The sequence below is a fragment of the Acinetobacter sp. DSM 11652 genome (assembly GCF_900109815.1).
GTDB lineage: Bacteria > Pseudomonadota > Gammaproteobacteria > Pseudomonadales > Moraxellaceae > Acinetobacter.
Genome location: NZ_FOBK01000016.1, coordinates 40,791 through 56,777, shown reverse-complemented (window position 1 = coordinate 56,777; position 15,987 = coordinate 40,791). Strand labels below are relative to the sequence as shown.

The window sequence follows — 15,987 nt, the reverse complement described above, 5'->3', positions numbered from 1 at the left end:
CAATCTTGGCTCATCAATTACTGACAAAAAATTTGCTCAAATAAACTTCGAGAAATTTCTACCATCAATCAATGATAATATATATCGATCAATCAACCAGTAAAAATCCACACAAGTTGTTCTTCATAATCTCTTAATGATCTTCTTAATGCTTCGTCAGCATCAAGCTAGGTCGGCTATATTACCCTTTCTTTTCAGAAAGTCAACTAGAAATGTTAATTTATTTTCTAACTTATTCTCAAAACTTAGATCCAACCTATTCAGCTAAATCCTTGTTTTTCAACAAGTTTTAATCAACATCACCGCCGATGGATGTGCATTCTACAGCATTTCATATCCAATGCAACCTCTTTTTTAAATATTTTAGTATTTTTTTAAATTATGAGTATTGAGTGGGTATTTAATAATCAAATTCACATCATTCAGTATGATATTGATAAAAAATCGAACACTTTAACTTTATTAAAATTAGATTAGAATAGTCTCTATTATTTAACTGACTAGAACTATGTTACTAAATGGCTATATTTAAAATCAAAAAAGCCGTATTGATCTCCCTACTGCTTTTGATGTGCAGCTTTAGCCATGCCAATTCCAACCAGAACATTTATCAAATGACTCTATCTATTTTGAGCTATGCCAAAATTTCATCTCCACAACCAGATTTATGTCTAATTGATAACACTGTGGCATTAGCAGAGTTTAATCAAATAATTCTAAAGCAAAATTCAAAGATCAAAGCACAAAATATTCATGATTACGAATTAAACAAGACCAATTGTGATGTTATATTTTTTTCTAAATCTTCTCCAACAGTCGAACAAAAGCTCATCGGAGAATCACTAAAGAAATCAATTCTCTCATTTTCAACAAATAATGAAGATTGCGAGGTTGGAAGTGTTTTCTGTCTCTATAGCAATAAAGCAGGTATTACAAAATTTAAAGTCAATTTAGACAGTCTTGCAAAAACCAAAATCCACGTTGATCCTCGTGTATTACTTCTTGCACAGAACATGGAGTAATTCAGATGATTGATAAATTTTTTGGATTAACTTCACTCCAATCACTATTTAGAAGATCACAGTTTTTAATTTTTGCGATTACTTTTTTGATCTGCACTTTAATTTTTGCAACGATTTCAATTTTTACGGTGAAATCATACGCCAATCAAAACTTAACCTTAGTGAGTCGCACAATTGCGGAACGCATTCAACCTGCTCTTGTTTTCCAAGATAAATACACTTTAGACAATATTTTACACGAGTACACACAACAACACTCAATTCGCCTTATCCAAGTATTGGATAGCAATAAAGTTAAAATCACTGAAAGCAGCAAACTGATAGATCGCCATTCAGAACTTCAAACTTGGTTTGATGGATTATTTTTTTCTAAGCCGATTCAAATTGAAGTTACCCACAATGGACAATTGGTCGGTGAGCTTCATCTATTCGGCAGTTCTCAAGATATCATTTTATTCATTATCAAGATTTGCTTAGCCTTGATTTTAGGTATGCTTTTTATGATTTTCGCCTTATGGTGGTCGGTTAATGCAACCTATCGTCATATTATGAATTCTATATCACCAATTATTCATACAGCACAATTAGTGAGTCAACAAAAAGCATATAATCTCCGCTTTCCAAAAAATGATATTCAAGAATTTCATCATCTAAACTCAGTATTTAATCAACTATTAGAAGAAATTCAATCTTGGCACAATCAGTTACAGTCTGAAAATACTCAGCTTAATTATCAAGTACAACATGATGAATTAACACAATTACCAAACCGACATTACTTTTATAAAGTTTTGTGTAGCCTTTTCGATCAGCCTGATAAACGTGAAAATACTGTTTTGATTTTTATAGATAACAATAAATTTAAGTCTATTAACGATCAATATGGTCATTTAGTAGGGGATGAAGTGTTGAAAGAGATGGCTAAACGATTAAAACAAAACACTCGTCAAAATGATTTTGTCGCAAGATTAAGCGGTGATGAATTTGCAATTATCCTAAGTCCTGTCAGTCAGGTGGATCACTTAATTTCGATCGCCGAAAATCTTATAAAATGTTCTGATGAGCCCTTAAAATATAACGGACAATCAATTCATTTTAGTTTTAGTCTTGGTATTGCTTTGGCTAAAGAAGCTCATAACCCAGAGGACTTAATTTCTCAAGCAGACCAAGCGATGTACAAAGCGAAGAATCTAAAACATCATTGGCACATATTTCAACAATAGAGTTTTTACTGAGGATTAATACCTATGCTCAATCGTAGTTTCAAACTTTTTATCATGAGCATTCTTTGTATAGGATTAAGTGCATGCTTGGGTATGGGATCTTTAAGCTATAAACAAGTAAAAATGTTAAAACAACAAGGTTTCGTACTCACAGAGGAAGGTTGGAGTTTGGGACTACCCGAACGACTTCTTTTCGATTTCGATCAGGCTGAAATCTCTAAAAAAAATCGTGAACAGATTCAACATCTCGCAGCACAACTACAAAAGTACAATTTAAAGAAAGTCCGTATCGTCGGTCATACCGATCTTATTGGCAATCCAGATTATAATTTTAAACTTTCTGAAAGCCGTGCCCGAAGCGTAAGCACTATTTTTATTGAGGAGGGTTTTAACCCAGCTCATATCCAAACCATTGGTCGCGGTTCAACCCAACCTATTAATACTGCAAATACTGACGCTGCCCATGCAGAAAATAGACGCGTTGCTGTTATTATCGTGCCTTAAACACTCAACAAAAAAAGATCCTGATAGGATCTTTTTTTAACAGCAAAAATCAGACATAAAAAAACCGCTTAACGCGGTATCTTTTATCTGACCATTTATATTGAAATAAATGGTCGGAGCAGTAGGATTCGAACCTACGACCCCCTGGTCCCAAACCAGGTGCACTACCAGGCTGTGCTATACTCCGATTACATCGGTTTGTGTTGGGGTGAATGACGGGATTCGAACCCGCGACAACCGGAATCACAATCCGGGGCTCTACCAACTGAGCTACATCCACCATCACAAAATTTGGTTCTATAAAATCAAGCGACCAATGGCGCGCCTGACAGGATTCGAACCTGTGACCATCCGCTTAGAAGGCGGATGCTCTATCCAACTGAGCTACAGGCGCATTACCCATGATTGCGAGATCATTGGAAAACCTTTGCCTTGAAGAATTGGTCGGAGCAGTAGGATTCGAACCTACGACCCCCTGGTCCCAAACCAGGTGCACTACCAGGCTGTGCTATACTCCGATTCATCTCAGCTTTTGTACCGTTCAACTTATCGTTTGATGTATCGTTCGGTACGGTGTGCATTCTAGGCGTGACGCTGGATAACGTCAACACCTATCTTCAAAAAAAATCAAAAAAACACTTCAAATGTATATTTATCAAGCATTTTGACTAATATTAACGCTTTAATGACGCACTAAAGTTTAACATTCGATCTAATGGTAATTTAGCGCGCTCTGCTAAAGCGGGATCAACATGCACTTCCTGATCACCATGTCGTAAAACATGCAAAATGCCATCCAATTCATTCATTGCCATCCATGGACAGTGTGCACAAGAACGACAAGTCGCTCCCTCACCTGCCGTAGGAGCCTCAATCAAAGTTTTATTCGGCACCATTTGCTGCATCTTATAAAAAATACCGCGATCGGTCGCAACAATCATTGTTTCATGCGGTAGTTCTTTTGCAGCCTTAATCAATTGCGAAGTACTTCCTACTGCATCAGCAACATCAATAACTGATTCTGGTGATTCAGGATGGACTAAAACTGCAGCATCAGGATAGATGGCTTTCATCTGAGCGATGCCACGTGCTCTAAATTCTTCATGTACGATACAAGAACCATCCCAGAGCAACATATCCGCTCCAGTTTTCTTTTGAATGTAACGTCCTAAATGCTGATCAGGTGCCCAAATAATTTTTTCACCTAAACTATCTAAATGCTCAACAATTTCGACAGCACAACTTGATGTCACCACCCAATCTGCACGTGCTTTTACCGCAGCTGAGGTATTTGCATAAACCACAACAGTATGATCAGGATGAGCATCACAGAATTTGCTAAACTCATCTACAGGACAACCTAGATCGAGTGAACAAGTTGCCTCTAAAGTAGGCATTAAAATGGTTTTGTTAGGTGATAAAATTTTAGAAGTTTCACCCATAAACTTCACACCAGCCACAACGAGTGTTGTCGCATCATGATCACGTCCAAAACGTGCCATTTCAAGTGAATCTGAAACACAACCACCAGTAAGCTCCGCAAGCTCCTGTACGACTGGATCACAATAATAATGAGCAACCAATACCGCATTACGCTTTTCCAATTCAGCTTGGATCTCAGCAAATTTTTGCTGCTTTAACTCTGGTGTTAAATCTTGATTGTTAGATTCACCAATCAGGTCTAAATGAGCTTGAACAATTGCTTTCGCATCATTTGCAATTAAATTGGTTGCATCATTCATTATTTGCATCTCTATCCATAGCGCTTATCAATATAAGCAATTACACACCGATTGGATTTGACCAATCATTAAAATTTGATAAATAAAAAGCCTCAACAGGGAGGCTTTTTATTTAAGAACGATAATCTGCATTGATCTTGACATAATCATATGACAAATCACAGGTGTAAACCGTATCTTTGGCAGAACCACGACCCAAATCAACGCGAATTGTAATTTCTGATTGATTCATTACTTTAGCACCAGCCTCTTCTGTGTAATCTGCCGCTGCACCACCATCTTTACAGATCTGGACATCATCTAACCATACTTGGATTTTGTCGACATTTAAATCTGGGACACCAGCATAACCAATTGCAGCCAAGATACGTCCCCAGTTAGGGTCAGAAGCAAAGAACGCTGTTTTTACCAAAGGTGAATGTGCAATGCTGTAAGCGATGTCACAACACTCTTGAGTATTTGCACCACCTTCAACTGAAACAGTTATAAATTTGGTAGCACCTTCACCATCTCGAACGATCAACTGAGCCAAGCGCTTCATGACACGTGTAAGTACATCTAAAACAACAGAGTAACGAGCATCTTCTTCAGATGTAATTTCAGCACCACCTGCTTGACCAGTTGCTGCAAAAATACAAGAGTCATTAGTAGATGTATCACCATCAATCGTGATGCGATTAAATGATTGTTCAACCGTGGTTTTTAATAGTTTTTGAACCAATTCACGAGCAATAGGCGCGTCTGTCGCTACGAAGGACAACATTGTTGCCATATTAGGACGGATCATTCCTGCACCTTTTGAAATCCCCGTCATTGTATAAACAACCCCGTCAATTTCAAATTGTTCAGAAGCGCCCTTAGGCAAAGTATCCGTCGTCATAATACCTGAAGCTGCCTGAGGCCATACATCATCTTCAAGACTCTCAAATGCTGGTTTTAACCCAGCAATCAAACGCTCCATGGGTAATTGTTCACCAATTACGCCTGTTGAGAATGGCAAAACCTCGTTCTCATTTACACCAGCAATTTTGGCAAATTCAGCACAAGTGTCCTTTGCATTTTTCATACCTTTAGGACCAGTACCTGCATTCGCATTGCCTGTATTAATTACAAGGTAACGTGGATTTGTTTGAGACAAATGCAGTTTTGAAATATGTACTGGCGCTGCGCAAAAAGCATTTTGGGTAAATACACCTGCAACTTGAGTGCCTTGTGCGAACTCAAATACAACCAAGTCACGTCGATTTGGGTAACGTACATACGCTTCTGCTGAGCCAATTCTTACACCCTTTACCACATGCATTTGTGGCATTGATACGTCACCCACCGCCATTTTTGATTGTCCGAATTAAAAAAAATGATGGCTAAGCTTATTAGAAATTAGAAAAAAAATCGAGTGAATAAGGCATGAGGGTTGATTGAAATGAATGATTTGAAATAAATCTCGATCCCTAAAAACAATAAAGCCAGTCAAAGACTGGCTTTAGTACGAAATTCTAAAATTAATTAGATACAGTTTGTTCTAATAAAGCTTGTTTTGCTTTTTCTTGACTTGAACTTGAAAGAGCTGGATTTGATGCAACAATACGATTTGCTGTAGCTGGTGTTGCAGGTGCTATTGCAGCTGTTTGAAGAATAATTGGTCGACCAGCCGTATTACCAAGTGTATAACGAATACCAGTGCGTGGACTTATCACCGTTGTGGAGTCATTTTTAACTTCAGTTTGTGCTTGAGTAACACCCGCAGCTGCTTGAACTTTCGCTAGAGGTACAGTTTTTGTATCAGTATTGGCAAATGCAAAAGCTGGTAAAGCAAAAACTGCAAATAAAGCCGGTTTTAGTATTTTTTTCATTGTCGCTTCCATATATTCAATCATGCAAAATTAAATAGCATTAACTGAGAAAATTGGCAATGCTTATTCACATGAACTGACCAAGCACTATAATAAAATAAAAAAAGCAGAACCTAAGTTCTGCTTCATGAAATTTAGATTTTACCGTGACACTGCTTGTATTTTAAACCAGAACCACATGGACAAGGTGCATTACGGCTTTGAGGTGGCGTAATCTCAACTTCATTCTGATCCAATTCTTGAGTATTAACTGTTTGCTCACCTGTTAAACCATCAACTTCAGCATGAGAAAGTGAAAGTTGCATCGCTTCAGCTTGAGCTTGCTGCTGTGCTTCCATTTCTGCCAGCTCTTCAGGCGTTGGTAATCGCACCAATGAAAGATCTGTCACAACATCAGACTTAATGACAGCTAACATATTTACAAACAGATTAAATGCTTCTTTCTTATATTCCTGCTCAGGATTCTTTTGCGCATAACCGCGTAAATGAATACCTTGACGTAAATAATCCATCGCTGCTAAATGATCTTTCCAGTGGCGATCTAAAGAACTTAACATAAAGTTTCGTTCTAACACTGCTGCAGATTCAGCCCCCATTTGTTCACGACGCGCACGATAGCGTTGTAAAACCTCATCAGTAATACGACGTGCTAATGCTTCTTCATCTAATCGACGATCTTGATCCAACCATTGCTGCACAGGAAGATCAATATTAAAGTCTGAGCGTAATGCAGATTCAAGACCTGGGACATCCCACTGATCATGAATTGATTCAGGTGGGATATACGTTTCAATCACCCCTTTCATCACTTCTTCATGCATTGACTCGATGTATTCTTGCAATGTACTTTCTGCCAGAATTTCATCACGCTGTGAGTATATAATTTTACGTTGTTCATTATTTACATCATCATACTTCAACAGGTTCTTACGAATATCGAAGTTACGTGCTTCAACCTTACGTTGGGCGTTTTCAATCGAACGAGACACCATTTTATGTTCAATGGCTTCATTTTCTTGCAGACCCATTGCACGCATCATTGCGACGACACGATCACCTGCAAAGATACGCATCAAATCATCTTCTAACGATAAGAAGAAACGCGAAACACCTGGATCACCTTGACGACCTGAACGACCACGTAATTGGTTATCAATACGACGAGATTCATGACGTTCAGAACCAATAATGTGTAAACCACCAGAATTCAGCACCAGTTGGTTATTTTGTTCCCATTCTGCTTTTAAACGTGCTTCATCTTCAGGAGTTGGATTTTCAATTTTCGCCAGTTTCGCTTTCCAGTTACCACCGAGCAAGATATCCGTACCACGCCCTGCCATGTTGGTCGCAATAGTCACGGCACGTGGAGAGCCAGCTTGTGCAATAATATCCGCTTCACGCTCATGCTGTTTGGCATTCAGCACTTCGTGTGCGATACCCGCTTCTTTCAGTTTATCCGATAAGATTTCAGAAGCTTCAATTGTTGCCGTACCAATCAAAATCGGTGCAACACCAGCTTCATGAATTTTCTTAATTTCTTCAATAATCGCATTGTATTTACCATTACGATTCAAATAAATTAAGTCATTCAGATCTTTACGAATCATTGGACGATGGGTTGGAATCAACACCACATCTAAGCCATAAATTTCTTTCATTTCAGCAGCTTCAGTATCTGCTGTACCTGTCATACCTGAAAGTTTACGGTATAAACGGAAATAGTTTTGGAATGTGGTCGTTGCAAGCGTTTGGTTTTCAGGTTGAATCTCTAAACCTTCTTTTGCTTCTACCGCTTGATGCAAACCTTCAGACCAACGACGACCAGGCATCGTACGACCTGTATTTTCATCGACAATAATCACTTCACCGTCATGGACGATATAATGCACGTTACGATGATACAAGTAATGTGCACGAATAGAAGCTGTGACATGATGAACAAGATTTAAGTTGGCTGCAGAATATAGACTTTCACCCTCTGCCAATAAACCCATCGCAATAAGTTCACTTTCAATGGCTTCAAAACCAGCTTCTGTAATTTCGACTGAACGTTGTTTTTCATCGATCCAGAAGTGTCCACCATCTGCAACTTTTTCTTCTTTTTGAGCATGTAACTTTGGCGGAATCGCATTCATTGCCGCGTAAAGTTGTGAGGAATCTTCGCTTTGACCCGAAATAATAAGTGGAGTACGTGCTTCGTCAATTAAGATTGAGTCAACCTCATCGATAATCGCATAGGCAAGACCACGTTGTTTTTTCTCGGCTAATGAGAACACCATATTGTCACGAAGATAGTCGAAACCAAATTCGTTGTTTGTACCGTAGGTAATGTCTGCTCGATAAGCTTCTGCTTTTTCGACAGGATTCTGCATGGAGTAAATCACCCCAACAGATAATCCCAAAAATTCATAAAGTGGACGGTTTAACTCAGCATCACGTTGCGCCAGATAATCATTGACAGTAATAACGTGAACACCTTGTTCACTAATTGCATTTAAATATACAGCCAAAGTACCCATTAGGGTTTTACCTTCACCTGTACGCATTTCTGCAATTTTACCTTCATGTAGGGTAATACCACCAATCAACTGTACGTCATAATGACGCATACCCATAATACGCTTACCAGCTTCACGACATACCGCGAAAGCTTCTGGTAACAAGCGATCAAGACTTTCGCCGTTTTTATAACGTTGTTTGAATTCTTCTGTTTTTGCAGATAAGTCTGCATCACTTAACACAGATATCGTCGGCTCGAGCGCATTGATCTTCTCGACAATTTTACGCATACGCTTCAATTCGCGCTCGTTTTTAGTACCGAAGATTCCTCCGATCAGACTTGCCAACATATAGACTCTCTAAAACTTACTTATCAAAATGATTTTTCTCAAACGTTATTATGGTGCTAGAAATTTGAAGTACAAGGGTTTTAAACAAATGCAATCAAAAAATTTCTGGATTATTTTCCATGACGCATGAGCAACGGCGAGTTAATGTAGCAAATTTGATCAGAAATATATATCGTTCAAATTCAAATTTATGAACGTTTATTCGCCTCCAGAGAGTGAAACAAATCTGTTTTTTTCATAACCAAATAAAAAAACACTATTTTTAATTATAAATAGTTTCCGCCATATTAATTTCAGCACATTAAGGTTTTGATAAGAATAGAGGTATATATGGCATTACGTTTAGGTGACACCACTCCAGACTTTGAACAGCAATCAAGTGAAGGAGTAATTAATTTTTATGATTTTCTAGGAGATCATTGGGGAGTTTTATTTTCACACCCTGCCGACTACACTCCCGTATGTACGACGGAATTAGGTTTTACAGCAAAACTAAAAGACGAGTTTGAAAAACGTAATGTTAAAGCGATTGCTCTCTCTGTAGATGATGTTGAATCACATCATGGTTGGATTAAAGATATCAATGAAACTCAATCTACCACGGTAAATTTCCCAATCATTGCTGATCAGGATCGTAAAGTTTCGACTTTATATGATTTCATCCATCCCAATGCCAGCGAGACCCTAACCGTCCGATCTCTTGTGATCATTGATCCAAATAAAAAAGTACGCTTGATTATTACGTATCCAGCGTCAACTGGTCGCAATTTCCATGAAATTTTACGTGTTATAGATTCATTACAGTTAACAGATAACTATAAAGTGGCAACCCCTGCAAACTGGCAGCATGGTGAAGATGTTGTGATTGTTCCCTCCATTAAAGACGAAAATGAGATTCAACAACGCTTCCCTAAAGGATACAAAGCCGTGACACCTTATTTACGTCTAACACCTCAACCTGATCTTGATTAACTTTGACGAGCCATTAAGTTTCAGCGTTCAGCCTATCCTCAGATAGGCTTTTTTTGATTATGGCTTATATTCTTTAACATATTGATTTAAAAAAGGATTCAAATTATAGTTTGAATCCTTTTTTCTAAAACAAAGCAAGAAACTATTGACGCTTATCCAGTGGTACCCAATCAATCACCCATGCTGATTTCATATTTAAACTTGCATCACTGTTAATTTTCTTACGTAACGCATCTGCCGAATCACGATCTTTAGATGGACCAACCATAATTCGAATACCTTTCGACGTTGGACTCTTCGTTACCTTATATCCTTTGGCACGAAGCTTAGCCGCAAGCGCATCTGCATTCGCCTCATTCGCAGCCAATGCCACTTGAACCATCCATTGACGATCTCCATTTTCCAGCAGATCACGAGCTTTTTCTGCCTCAGCTTTTTTCTTCGCTTCTTCAGCAGCTTTGCGTTTTTTCTCTTCTGCAGCTTTTTTATCAGCTTCAGCTTTCTTCTTCGCCTCTTCTGCTTTACGTTTTTCCTCAGCAGCTTTTTGCTCTGCTGCTTTCTTTTCAGCTGCACGTTTTTCTGCTTCGGCTTTACGCTTTTGTTCTTCTGAGGATTTCGCCTGTTGTTCTTTTTGCTCAGCTAAACGCTTCTGTTCAGCTATGCGTTTTTCTTCAGCCAAACGCTTTTGCTTTTCAGCTTCATCCTCAACCAATTCAGGAGGAATATTGTCTGAACTTTGCTGAGCAGCGTTTCGACGAGCATTCATTGCAGCATATTCTTCAGCAGCGCGACGTGCGGCTTCAGCTTCGGCCTCTTGTTGCATTCTTAAATATTCAGCAGCACGAGCCTCTTGCTCTGCCACAGCTTTCTCACGAGCACGTCGTTGCTCTTCAAGTAAACGCTTTTCAGTTTCCACATCAACTGTGAGAGGTTGAAGTTGTACTGCTTCAAGTTCATTCTTTTTTTGTTGAACAGCTTCAACCGGTTGTTCAACATTATTTTGGTGGATCTCTTCTTTGCCTTTTAGAAGTAATGCTGCCAATAAAACACCACCACCCAATAAAACAACACCACCCATCCAGCGTTGTTTGTTATTCATTGACATTCTCTAAATACTCCCAGACCGCCTCTAAGGTATGAAACGAACCACACACCAAAATCAGCTGATTATTTTTTGTTTCTTCAAGTGCTGATTTAAATGCGACCTGTACATTTGAATACTGTTGTACTGTCTCACCTTGAAGCGCTGACTCTAATTGTTGTAATGGTGCTGCACGAGGCACATCCATCGGCGCAATTTTCCACATAAATACCGTGTTTTTCAATAAATTAACGACTGAATCTATATCTTTATCCGCTAACATCGAAAACACAGCGATAACTTCTGTGTACTGTTTATTGTATTCTAAATAATTTCGCAATTGCTTTAACAAAAATTCTACACCATGCGGATTATGTCCCGCATCGAAAATCACTGTTTTTCCTGCGATTTCCCTTATTTCAAATCGACCTGGTAAATGTGCTTGAATAATGCCCTGCTCTAGTGCAGTTTGAGAAATTTTCAATCCACTGACCAATAATGCAGCCACGGCAGTAGAAACATTATCTAGGGCCAACTGACCACATGGTAATTTTAAGGTCAGTGCTGAACTTGAAAATGTCCAAGTTTTACCATCACCATTTGCTTGATAAAAATAATCCTGATTTAGACATGACAGCGTCGCATTACATGCAATGACTTTATCCTGAATTGATGTTGGAAGTATTTGTTGCCCACCAAAAATGACTGGAATATCTGGACGAATAATACCCGCTTTCTCAAAAGCAATTTTTTCAATGGTGTCACCCAGCCAATCTGTGTGATCCAATCCAATATTGGTAATGACCGCAACATTTGGATTAACGACATTCACAACATCCAAACGTCCCCCAAGTCCAACTTCCAATACCCAAACATCACATTTCTGTTGTTTGAAGATGACAAAAGCTGCAAGGGTTGTTGCTTCAAAAAAAGATAAACTTAAATCACATTCACGTCGTGCTTGATCAACTTGAACAAATGCTTCGATCAGAAGCTCATCTGAAACTTCCTGACCTGCGAGTTTTACACGCTCATTGAAACGATAGATATGCGGAGATTGATACAAACCGACTTGATATCCTTGAGCATTCAGAATAGAAGCTAAGGTTGTGGTTGTTGAACCCTTACCATTCGTACCAGCGACAGTAATGACTTTCGCTTGTGGGTGTGTAACGCCCAATTTTTCAGCCACAGGAATGACGCGTTCAAGCCCTAAATCAATTCCTGTAACGTGAACATGGCTCCAATAATCGAGCCATGTTTGTAAATTATCTGTACTGAGTGGAGCAGTGAGGTTCAAGGCAAATTCATCAATTTCGCTACGATACGATAAACTGTATCACGTAATGCGTGACGATGAACAATTTGATCGACTACACCATGATCAAGCAAGAATTCAGCACGTTGAAACGGTTCTTCTAACTTTTCGCGTACAGTCTGTTCAATGACACGTTTACCAGCGAAACCAATCATTGCTTTAGGCTCAGCGATATGCACATCACCCAACATGGCTAAAGATGCGGTCACACCACCATATACTGGATGAGTTAATACAACAATGTACGGAATACGAGCATCTTTCATTTTTTGAATCGCAGCTGATGTACGTGCCATTTGCATTAAAGATAACATTCCTTCTTGCATACGAGCACCACCAGAGGCAGCAAAACAAATCATTGGCTGTTTGGTTTCAATCGCACGCTCTGCTGCTTGTACAAATCGATCACCAACTACAGTACCCATCGAACCGCCCATGAAATCAAATTCAAATGCACAAGCGATTAAAGATAAACCTTTGATTTGTCCTTCCATCACCACGAGTGCTTCAGTTTCGCCAGTTTTCTCTTGTGCTTCTTTCATACGCACAGGATAAGCTTTGCTATCCACAAACTTGAGTGGGTCTTTTGCAACAAACTCTTGACCTAATTCTTTTGCGGTTTGATCAAAGAACCAATTTAAGCGGTCACGTGCTTTCATTTTTAAATGCTCATCACATTGAGGACAAACATAAGCATTGAAAGACATCGCCGTACGAGTCACCAGAGCATGACATTCTGGACATTCAATCGTAGGCTCAGTAAACGTCGCTTTTAACGATTGCTGTTGATCAGGGATTTGAATACCTGGTACTGAACGATCTGTCCAAGGTGTTGCAGGTGCTAAAGTTTTCCCTGATTTAACTTCTTGATTCATACTAACTCATCGAGCGCTGCTCGAAGCTCCTTGACTTTATTGACCGCCTGTTCAACTGCTTGATCAGGAGTTGTCTGTGCAAATGGTTTAACAAAAGCACTACCAACAATGACCGCATCCGCTGCGCTTCCGATTGCTTTTGCAGAGGCTGCATCACTAATACCAAAACCTACACCAACAGGTACATCCGTCATCGACTTAATTTTTTCGATGCGTTGAGCAGCTTCATTCACATCTAAAGTCGCTGCACCTGTTACACCCTTCAAAGACACGTAATAAATAAAACCACTCGCTTGATTAGCGACATGTTGAATACGTTGATCTGTAGATGTTGGCGCCAACAAGAAGATCTGATCCATATCAAACTTTTTCAAGACAACATCGAGCGCTTGTGCTTCTTCAGGTGGTAAGTCCACCAACAGAATACCGTCCACACCACAGTCATGAGCAGTTGATACAAATTTTTCATATCCAATGACTTCTACAGGATTCAAATAACCCATCAACACCACTGGTGTATCTGTGTCCTTTTCACGGAATTGCTTGACCATTTCCAATGCATCCAATGTATTTGTACCGGCTGCCAATGCACGCTCAGCCGCAAGTGCAATCACTGGACCATCGGCCATTGGATCTGAAAATGGTAAGCCAAGTTCAATTACATCCACACCTGCTTCCACCATTTGATGTAACAAAGGAACCGTTACGTGTGGATGAGGGTCACCTGCCATGACATAAGAAACTAGAGCCTTACGCTGTTGAGATTTAAGCTGTGCAAATCGTGTGGCTAAACGTGACATAGGGATGTACTTTCCTTGAATTGTATAGAATTGAGGAGTTGGTTTTGTAAAATACAAGACGGCCCATTGTAACGCTATTTTTTACTCATTGAACAGAGTGTGATGAAAAGCACCAAACACTCTTTTCAGTTAAGTATTCCAAGTGCATATTTATCAATGTTTTGATTTTTTTAACAATGATCAAAAAGCTCGATTTTTTCTGTTTTTTCTAAATCATGAATATTTATATGAACTTATGTTTATTGATTAAAAATGTTTAAAAACAAATAGCTTAGCACTTACATTTTAACTTTTCTGAATTAGCCAAAGCTGTTCTATACTATACATGCTTACTCTTTTATTTCTTATGTTATGACCACAATCTCCCCAGGCAAAGCTTCTCCGCGAGCGCTTGCCCTTCTACCGCTTATTGTGTTTTTAGCCATTTTTTTGGGCAGCGGTATTTATCACACTCTGATTGGCACTGAGTTTGCCTTCTACCAAATTAAAGCACCCATTGCTGCTATCCCTGCCCTCATTCTTGCGGTATTACTTTATCGTGGCAAATTAAACACAGGTATAGATGAGTTTCTCCGTGGGGCAAGCCATCCTAATCTTATTTTAATGTTTATGGTCTTTATGCTGGCAGGTGCTTTTGCCAGTATTAGTAGCGCCATTGGTAGTGTGGATGCAACAGTACAATTAGGTTTATCTCTCATTCCTTCGGATTTTGTCCTGCCAATGCTCTTTGTTATTTCAGCATTTATTGCTACCGCGATGGGAACCTCGATGGGTACTATCGCTGCTTGTGCGCCGATCGCATTTGGCTTCACTCAAGTCACCGATATAAATCCTGTTGTTGCGATTGGTGCTGTGGTTGGAGGAGCCATGTTTGGTGATAACTTGTCTATGATTTCAGATACCACTATCGCTGCAACTCGTAGCCAACGTGTAGAACTAAAGGATAAATTTAAAGTCAATGTATGGATTGCAGTACCAGCAGCGCTTTTCACGATTTTGATTTATTTTGTGATGAGTCGTGATACGCAACAAATTTCTTTCAATGACTATAATTTTTGGCTGATTTTGCCTTATTTAGCCGTATTTGCTTTGGCTTTTAGCCGATTACATGTGTTGGCTGTACTTATGCTGGGCATTGTTATGTCTGGACTCGTCGGTCTGATTCAAGCCCCTGACTTTAACCTACTTAAATTAAATAATGCGATTTACGATGGCTTTTTGGGCATGTTTGAAGTCGCATTGCTTTCAATGTTACTCGGTGGTATTTCTGCCCTTATGCGAAAAGAAGGTGGCTTAGAGTGGCTAATACAACGCATTTATCAACTTACGCGTTTATTCAAAGTGGGGACGCAAAGAGCTGGTGAAATCGGAATTTGCCTTCTGGTGATCTTGTCTAATTTCTTTGTGGCGAATAATACGGTTGCCATTATTCTATCTGGCGATATGGCACGTGAAATTGCTAAAGAATATGGTGTTGACCCAAAACGCTCGGCTGCTTTGTTGGATATTTTTTCTTGTGTTGTTCAAGGCTTAATTCCGTTTGGCGCACAATTATTATTGGCGTGTTCAATTGCAAAATTATCGCCAATGGAAATGATCCAAAACGTTTATTACTGCTGGATCTTAGCGGTGATTGCTATACTCTCCATTGCTTTTAGATATCCCAAAATACAGATGAATCAATTTTAGACTGGCATAAAAATGAAGTCTTTAAAGGTAAGCTACATGCTTACCTTTTTTATTTCCAT

13 protein-coding genes and 4 tRNA genes are annotated in these 15,987 nt (G+C 39.1%); 5 read left to right on the top strand and 12 right to left on the bottom strand.

The annotated features are described in order from the left end of the window. The first annotated feature begins 518 nt into the window (after nucleotides 1-518). The 3 genes from BMW42_RS13510 to BMW42_RS13500 are packed head-to-tail and all read left to right on the top strand — an operon-like array spanning nucleotide 519 to nucleotide 2,749. The gene (locus tag BMW42_RS13510) at nucleotides 519-1,022 is read left to right on the top strand and encodes a YfiR family protein (RefSeq protein WP_092768549.1); all 504 of its coding nucleotides are present in this window, start codon (nucleotides 519-521) and stop codon (nucleotides 1,020-1,022) included. A gap of 5 nt (nucleotides 1,023-1,027) precedes the next feature. Then, nucleotides 1,028-2,245, top strand: coding sequence for a diguanylate cyclase domain-containing protein (locus BMW42_RS13505; protein WP_092768546.1), 1,218 nt, complete (start codon nucleotides 1,028-1,030; stop codon nucleotides 2,243-2,245). A 24-nt stretch (nucleotides 2,246-2,269) separates the two neighbouring features. Further along, a complete protein-coding gene (locus BMW42_RS13500; protein WP_035267906.1) occupies nucleotides 2,270-2,749 on the top strand; it encodes an OmpA family protein in 480 nt (159 codons plus the stop codon). A 110-nt stretch (nucleotides 2,750-2,859) separates the two neighbouring features. Here the strand turns inward: BMW42_RS13500 and BMW42_RS13495 are convergent. From BMW42_RS13495 to secA, 8 genes are all read right to left on the bottom strand, one after another. Further along, nucleotides 2,860-2,936, bottom strand: a tRNA-Pro gene (locus tag BMW42_RS13495). A gap of 17 nt (nucleotides 2,937-2,953) precedes the next feature. Beyond that, nucleotides 2,954-3,029, bottom strand: a tRNA-His gene (locus tag BMW42_RS13490). A gap of 37 nt (nucleotides 3,030-3,066) precedes the next feature. Then, nucleotides 3,067-3,143, bottom strand: a tRNA-Arg gene (locus BMW42_RS13485). A 47-nt stretch (nucleotides 3,144-3,190) separates the two neighbouring features. Continuing rightward, a tRNA-Pro gene (locus BMW42_RS13480) sits at nucleotides 3,191-3,267 on the bottom strand. Nucleotides 3,268-3,423: 156 nt separating this feature from the next. Then, complete coding sequence (gene nadA, locus BMW42_RS13475) at nucleotides 3,424-4,491, bottom strand: quinolinate synthase NadA (RefSeq protein WP_092768543.1); 1,068 nt, start codon at nucleotides 4,489-4,491, stop codon at nucleotides 3,424-3,426. Nucleotides 4,492-4,603: 112 nt separating this feature from the next. After that, the gene (argJ, locus tag BMW42_RS13470; RefSeq protein ID WP_092768540.1) at nucleotides 4,604-5,824 is read right to left on the bottom strand and encodes a bifunctional glutamate N-acetyltransferase/amino-acid acetyltransferase ArgJ; all 1,221 of its coding nucleotides are present in this window, start codon (nucleotides 5,822-5,824) and stop codon (nucleotides 4,604-4,606) included. A 169-nt stretch (nucleotides 5,825-5,993) separates the two neighbouring features. Further along, nucleotides 5,994-6,344, bottom strand: a complete 351-nt coding sequence (locus BMW42_RS13465) for a hypothetical protein (protein WP_092768561.1) — start codon at nucleotides 6,342-6,344, stop codon at nucleotides 5,994-5,996. A gap of 134 nt (nucleotides 6,345-6,478) precedes the next feature. After that, nucleotides 6,479-9,193 (bottom strand): preprotein translocase subunit SecA, encoded by a 2,715-nt coding sequence (secA, locus tag BMW42_RS13460; protein ID WP_092768537.1) that lies wholly within the window; start codon nucleotides 9,191-9,193, stop codon nucleotides 6,479-6,481. A 330-nt stretch (nucleotides 9,194-9,523) separates the two neighbouring features. On the opposite strand from secA, the gene BMW42_RS13455 reads away from it, so the two are divergent. Then, on the top strand, nucleotides 9,524-10,165 hold the full coding sequence (locus tag BMW42_RS13455; RefSeq protein ID WP_092768535.1) for a peroxiredoxin: 642 nt from the start codon (nucleotides 9,524-9,526) through the stop codon (nucleotides 10,163-10,165). A gap of 142 nt (nucleotides 10,166-10,307) precedes the next feature. On the opposite strand, the gene BMW42_RS13450 is transcribed toward BMW42_RS13455, so the two are convergent. The 4 genes from BMW42_RS13450 to trpA are packed head-to-tail and all read right to left on the bottom strand — an operon-like array spanning nucleotide 10,308 to nucleotide 14,239. Next, a complete protein-coding gene (locus tag BMW42_RS13450) occupies nucleotides 10,308-11,270 on the bottom strand; it encodes an SPOR domain-containing protein (RefSeq protein ID WP_171260737.1) in 963 nt (320 codons plus the stop codon). Continuing rightward, nucleotides 11,257-12,546, bottom strand: a complete 1,290-nt coding sequence (gene folC / locus BMW42_RS13445) for a bifunctional tetrahydrofolate synthase/dihydrofolate synthase (RefSeq protein WP_092768531.1) — start codon at nucleotides 12,544-12,546, stop codon at nucleotides 11,257-11,259. Before folC ends, BMW42_RS13450 begins: the two co-directional genes overlap by 14 nt. Then, the gene (gene accD / locus BMW42_RS13440) at nucleotides 12,543-13,439 is read right to left on the bottom strand and encodes an acetyl-CoA carboxylase, carboxyltransferase subunit beta (RefSeq protein ID WP_035267924.1); all 897 of its coding nucleotides are present in this window, start codon (nucleotides 13,437-13,439) and stop codon (nucleotides 12,543-12,545) included. The genes folC and accD overlap by 4 nt, the downstream gene beginning before the upstream one ends. Further along, a complete protein-coding gene (gene trpA / locus BMW42_RS13435; protein ID WP_035267926.1) occupies nucleotides 13,436-14,239 on the bottom strand; it encodes a tryptophan synthase subunit alpha in 804 nt (267 codons plus the stop codon). Before trpA ends, accD begins: the two co-directional genes overlap by 4 nt. Before the next feature lie 351 nt (nucleotides 14,240-14,590). Between trpA and BMW42_RS13430 the strand changes: the two genes are divergently transcribed. Further along, on the top strand, nucleotides 14,591-15,928 hold the full coding sequence (locus BMW42_RS13430) for a Na+/H+ antiporter NhaC family protein (RefSeq protein ID WP_035267927.1): 1,338 nt from the start codon (nucleotides 14,591-14,593) through the stop codon (nucleotides 15,926-15,928). Nucleotides 15,929-15,987 lie beyond the last annotated feature (59 nt).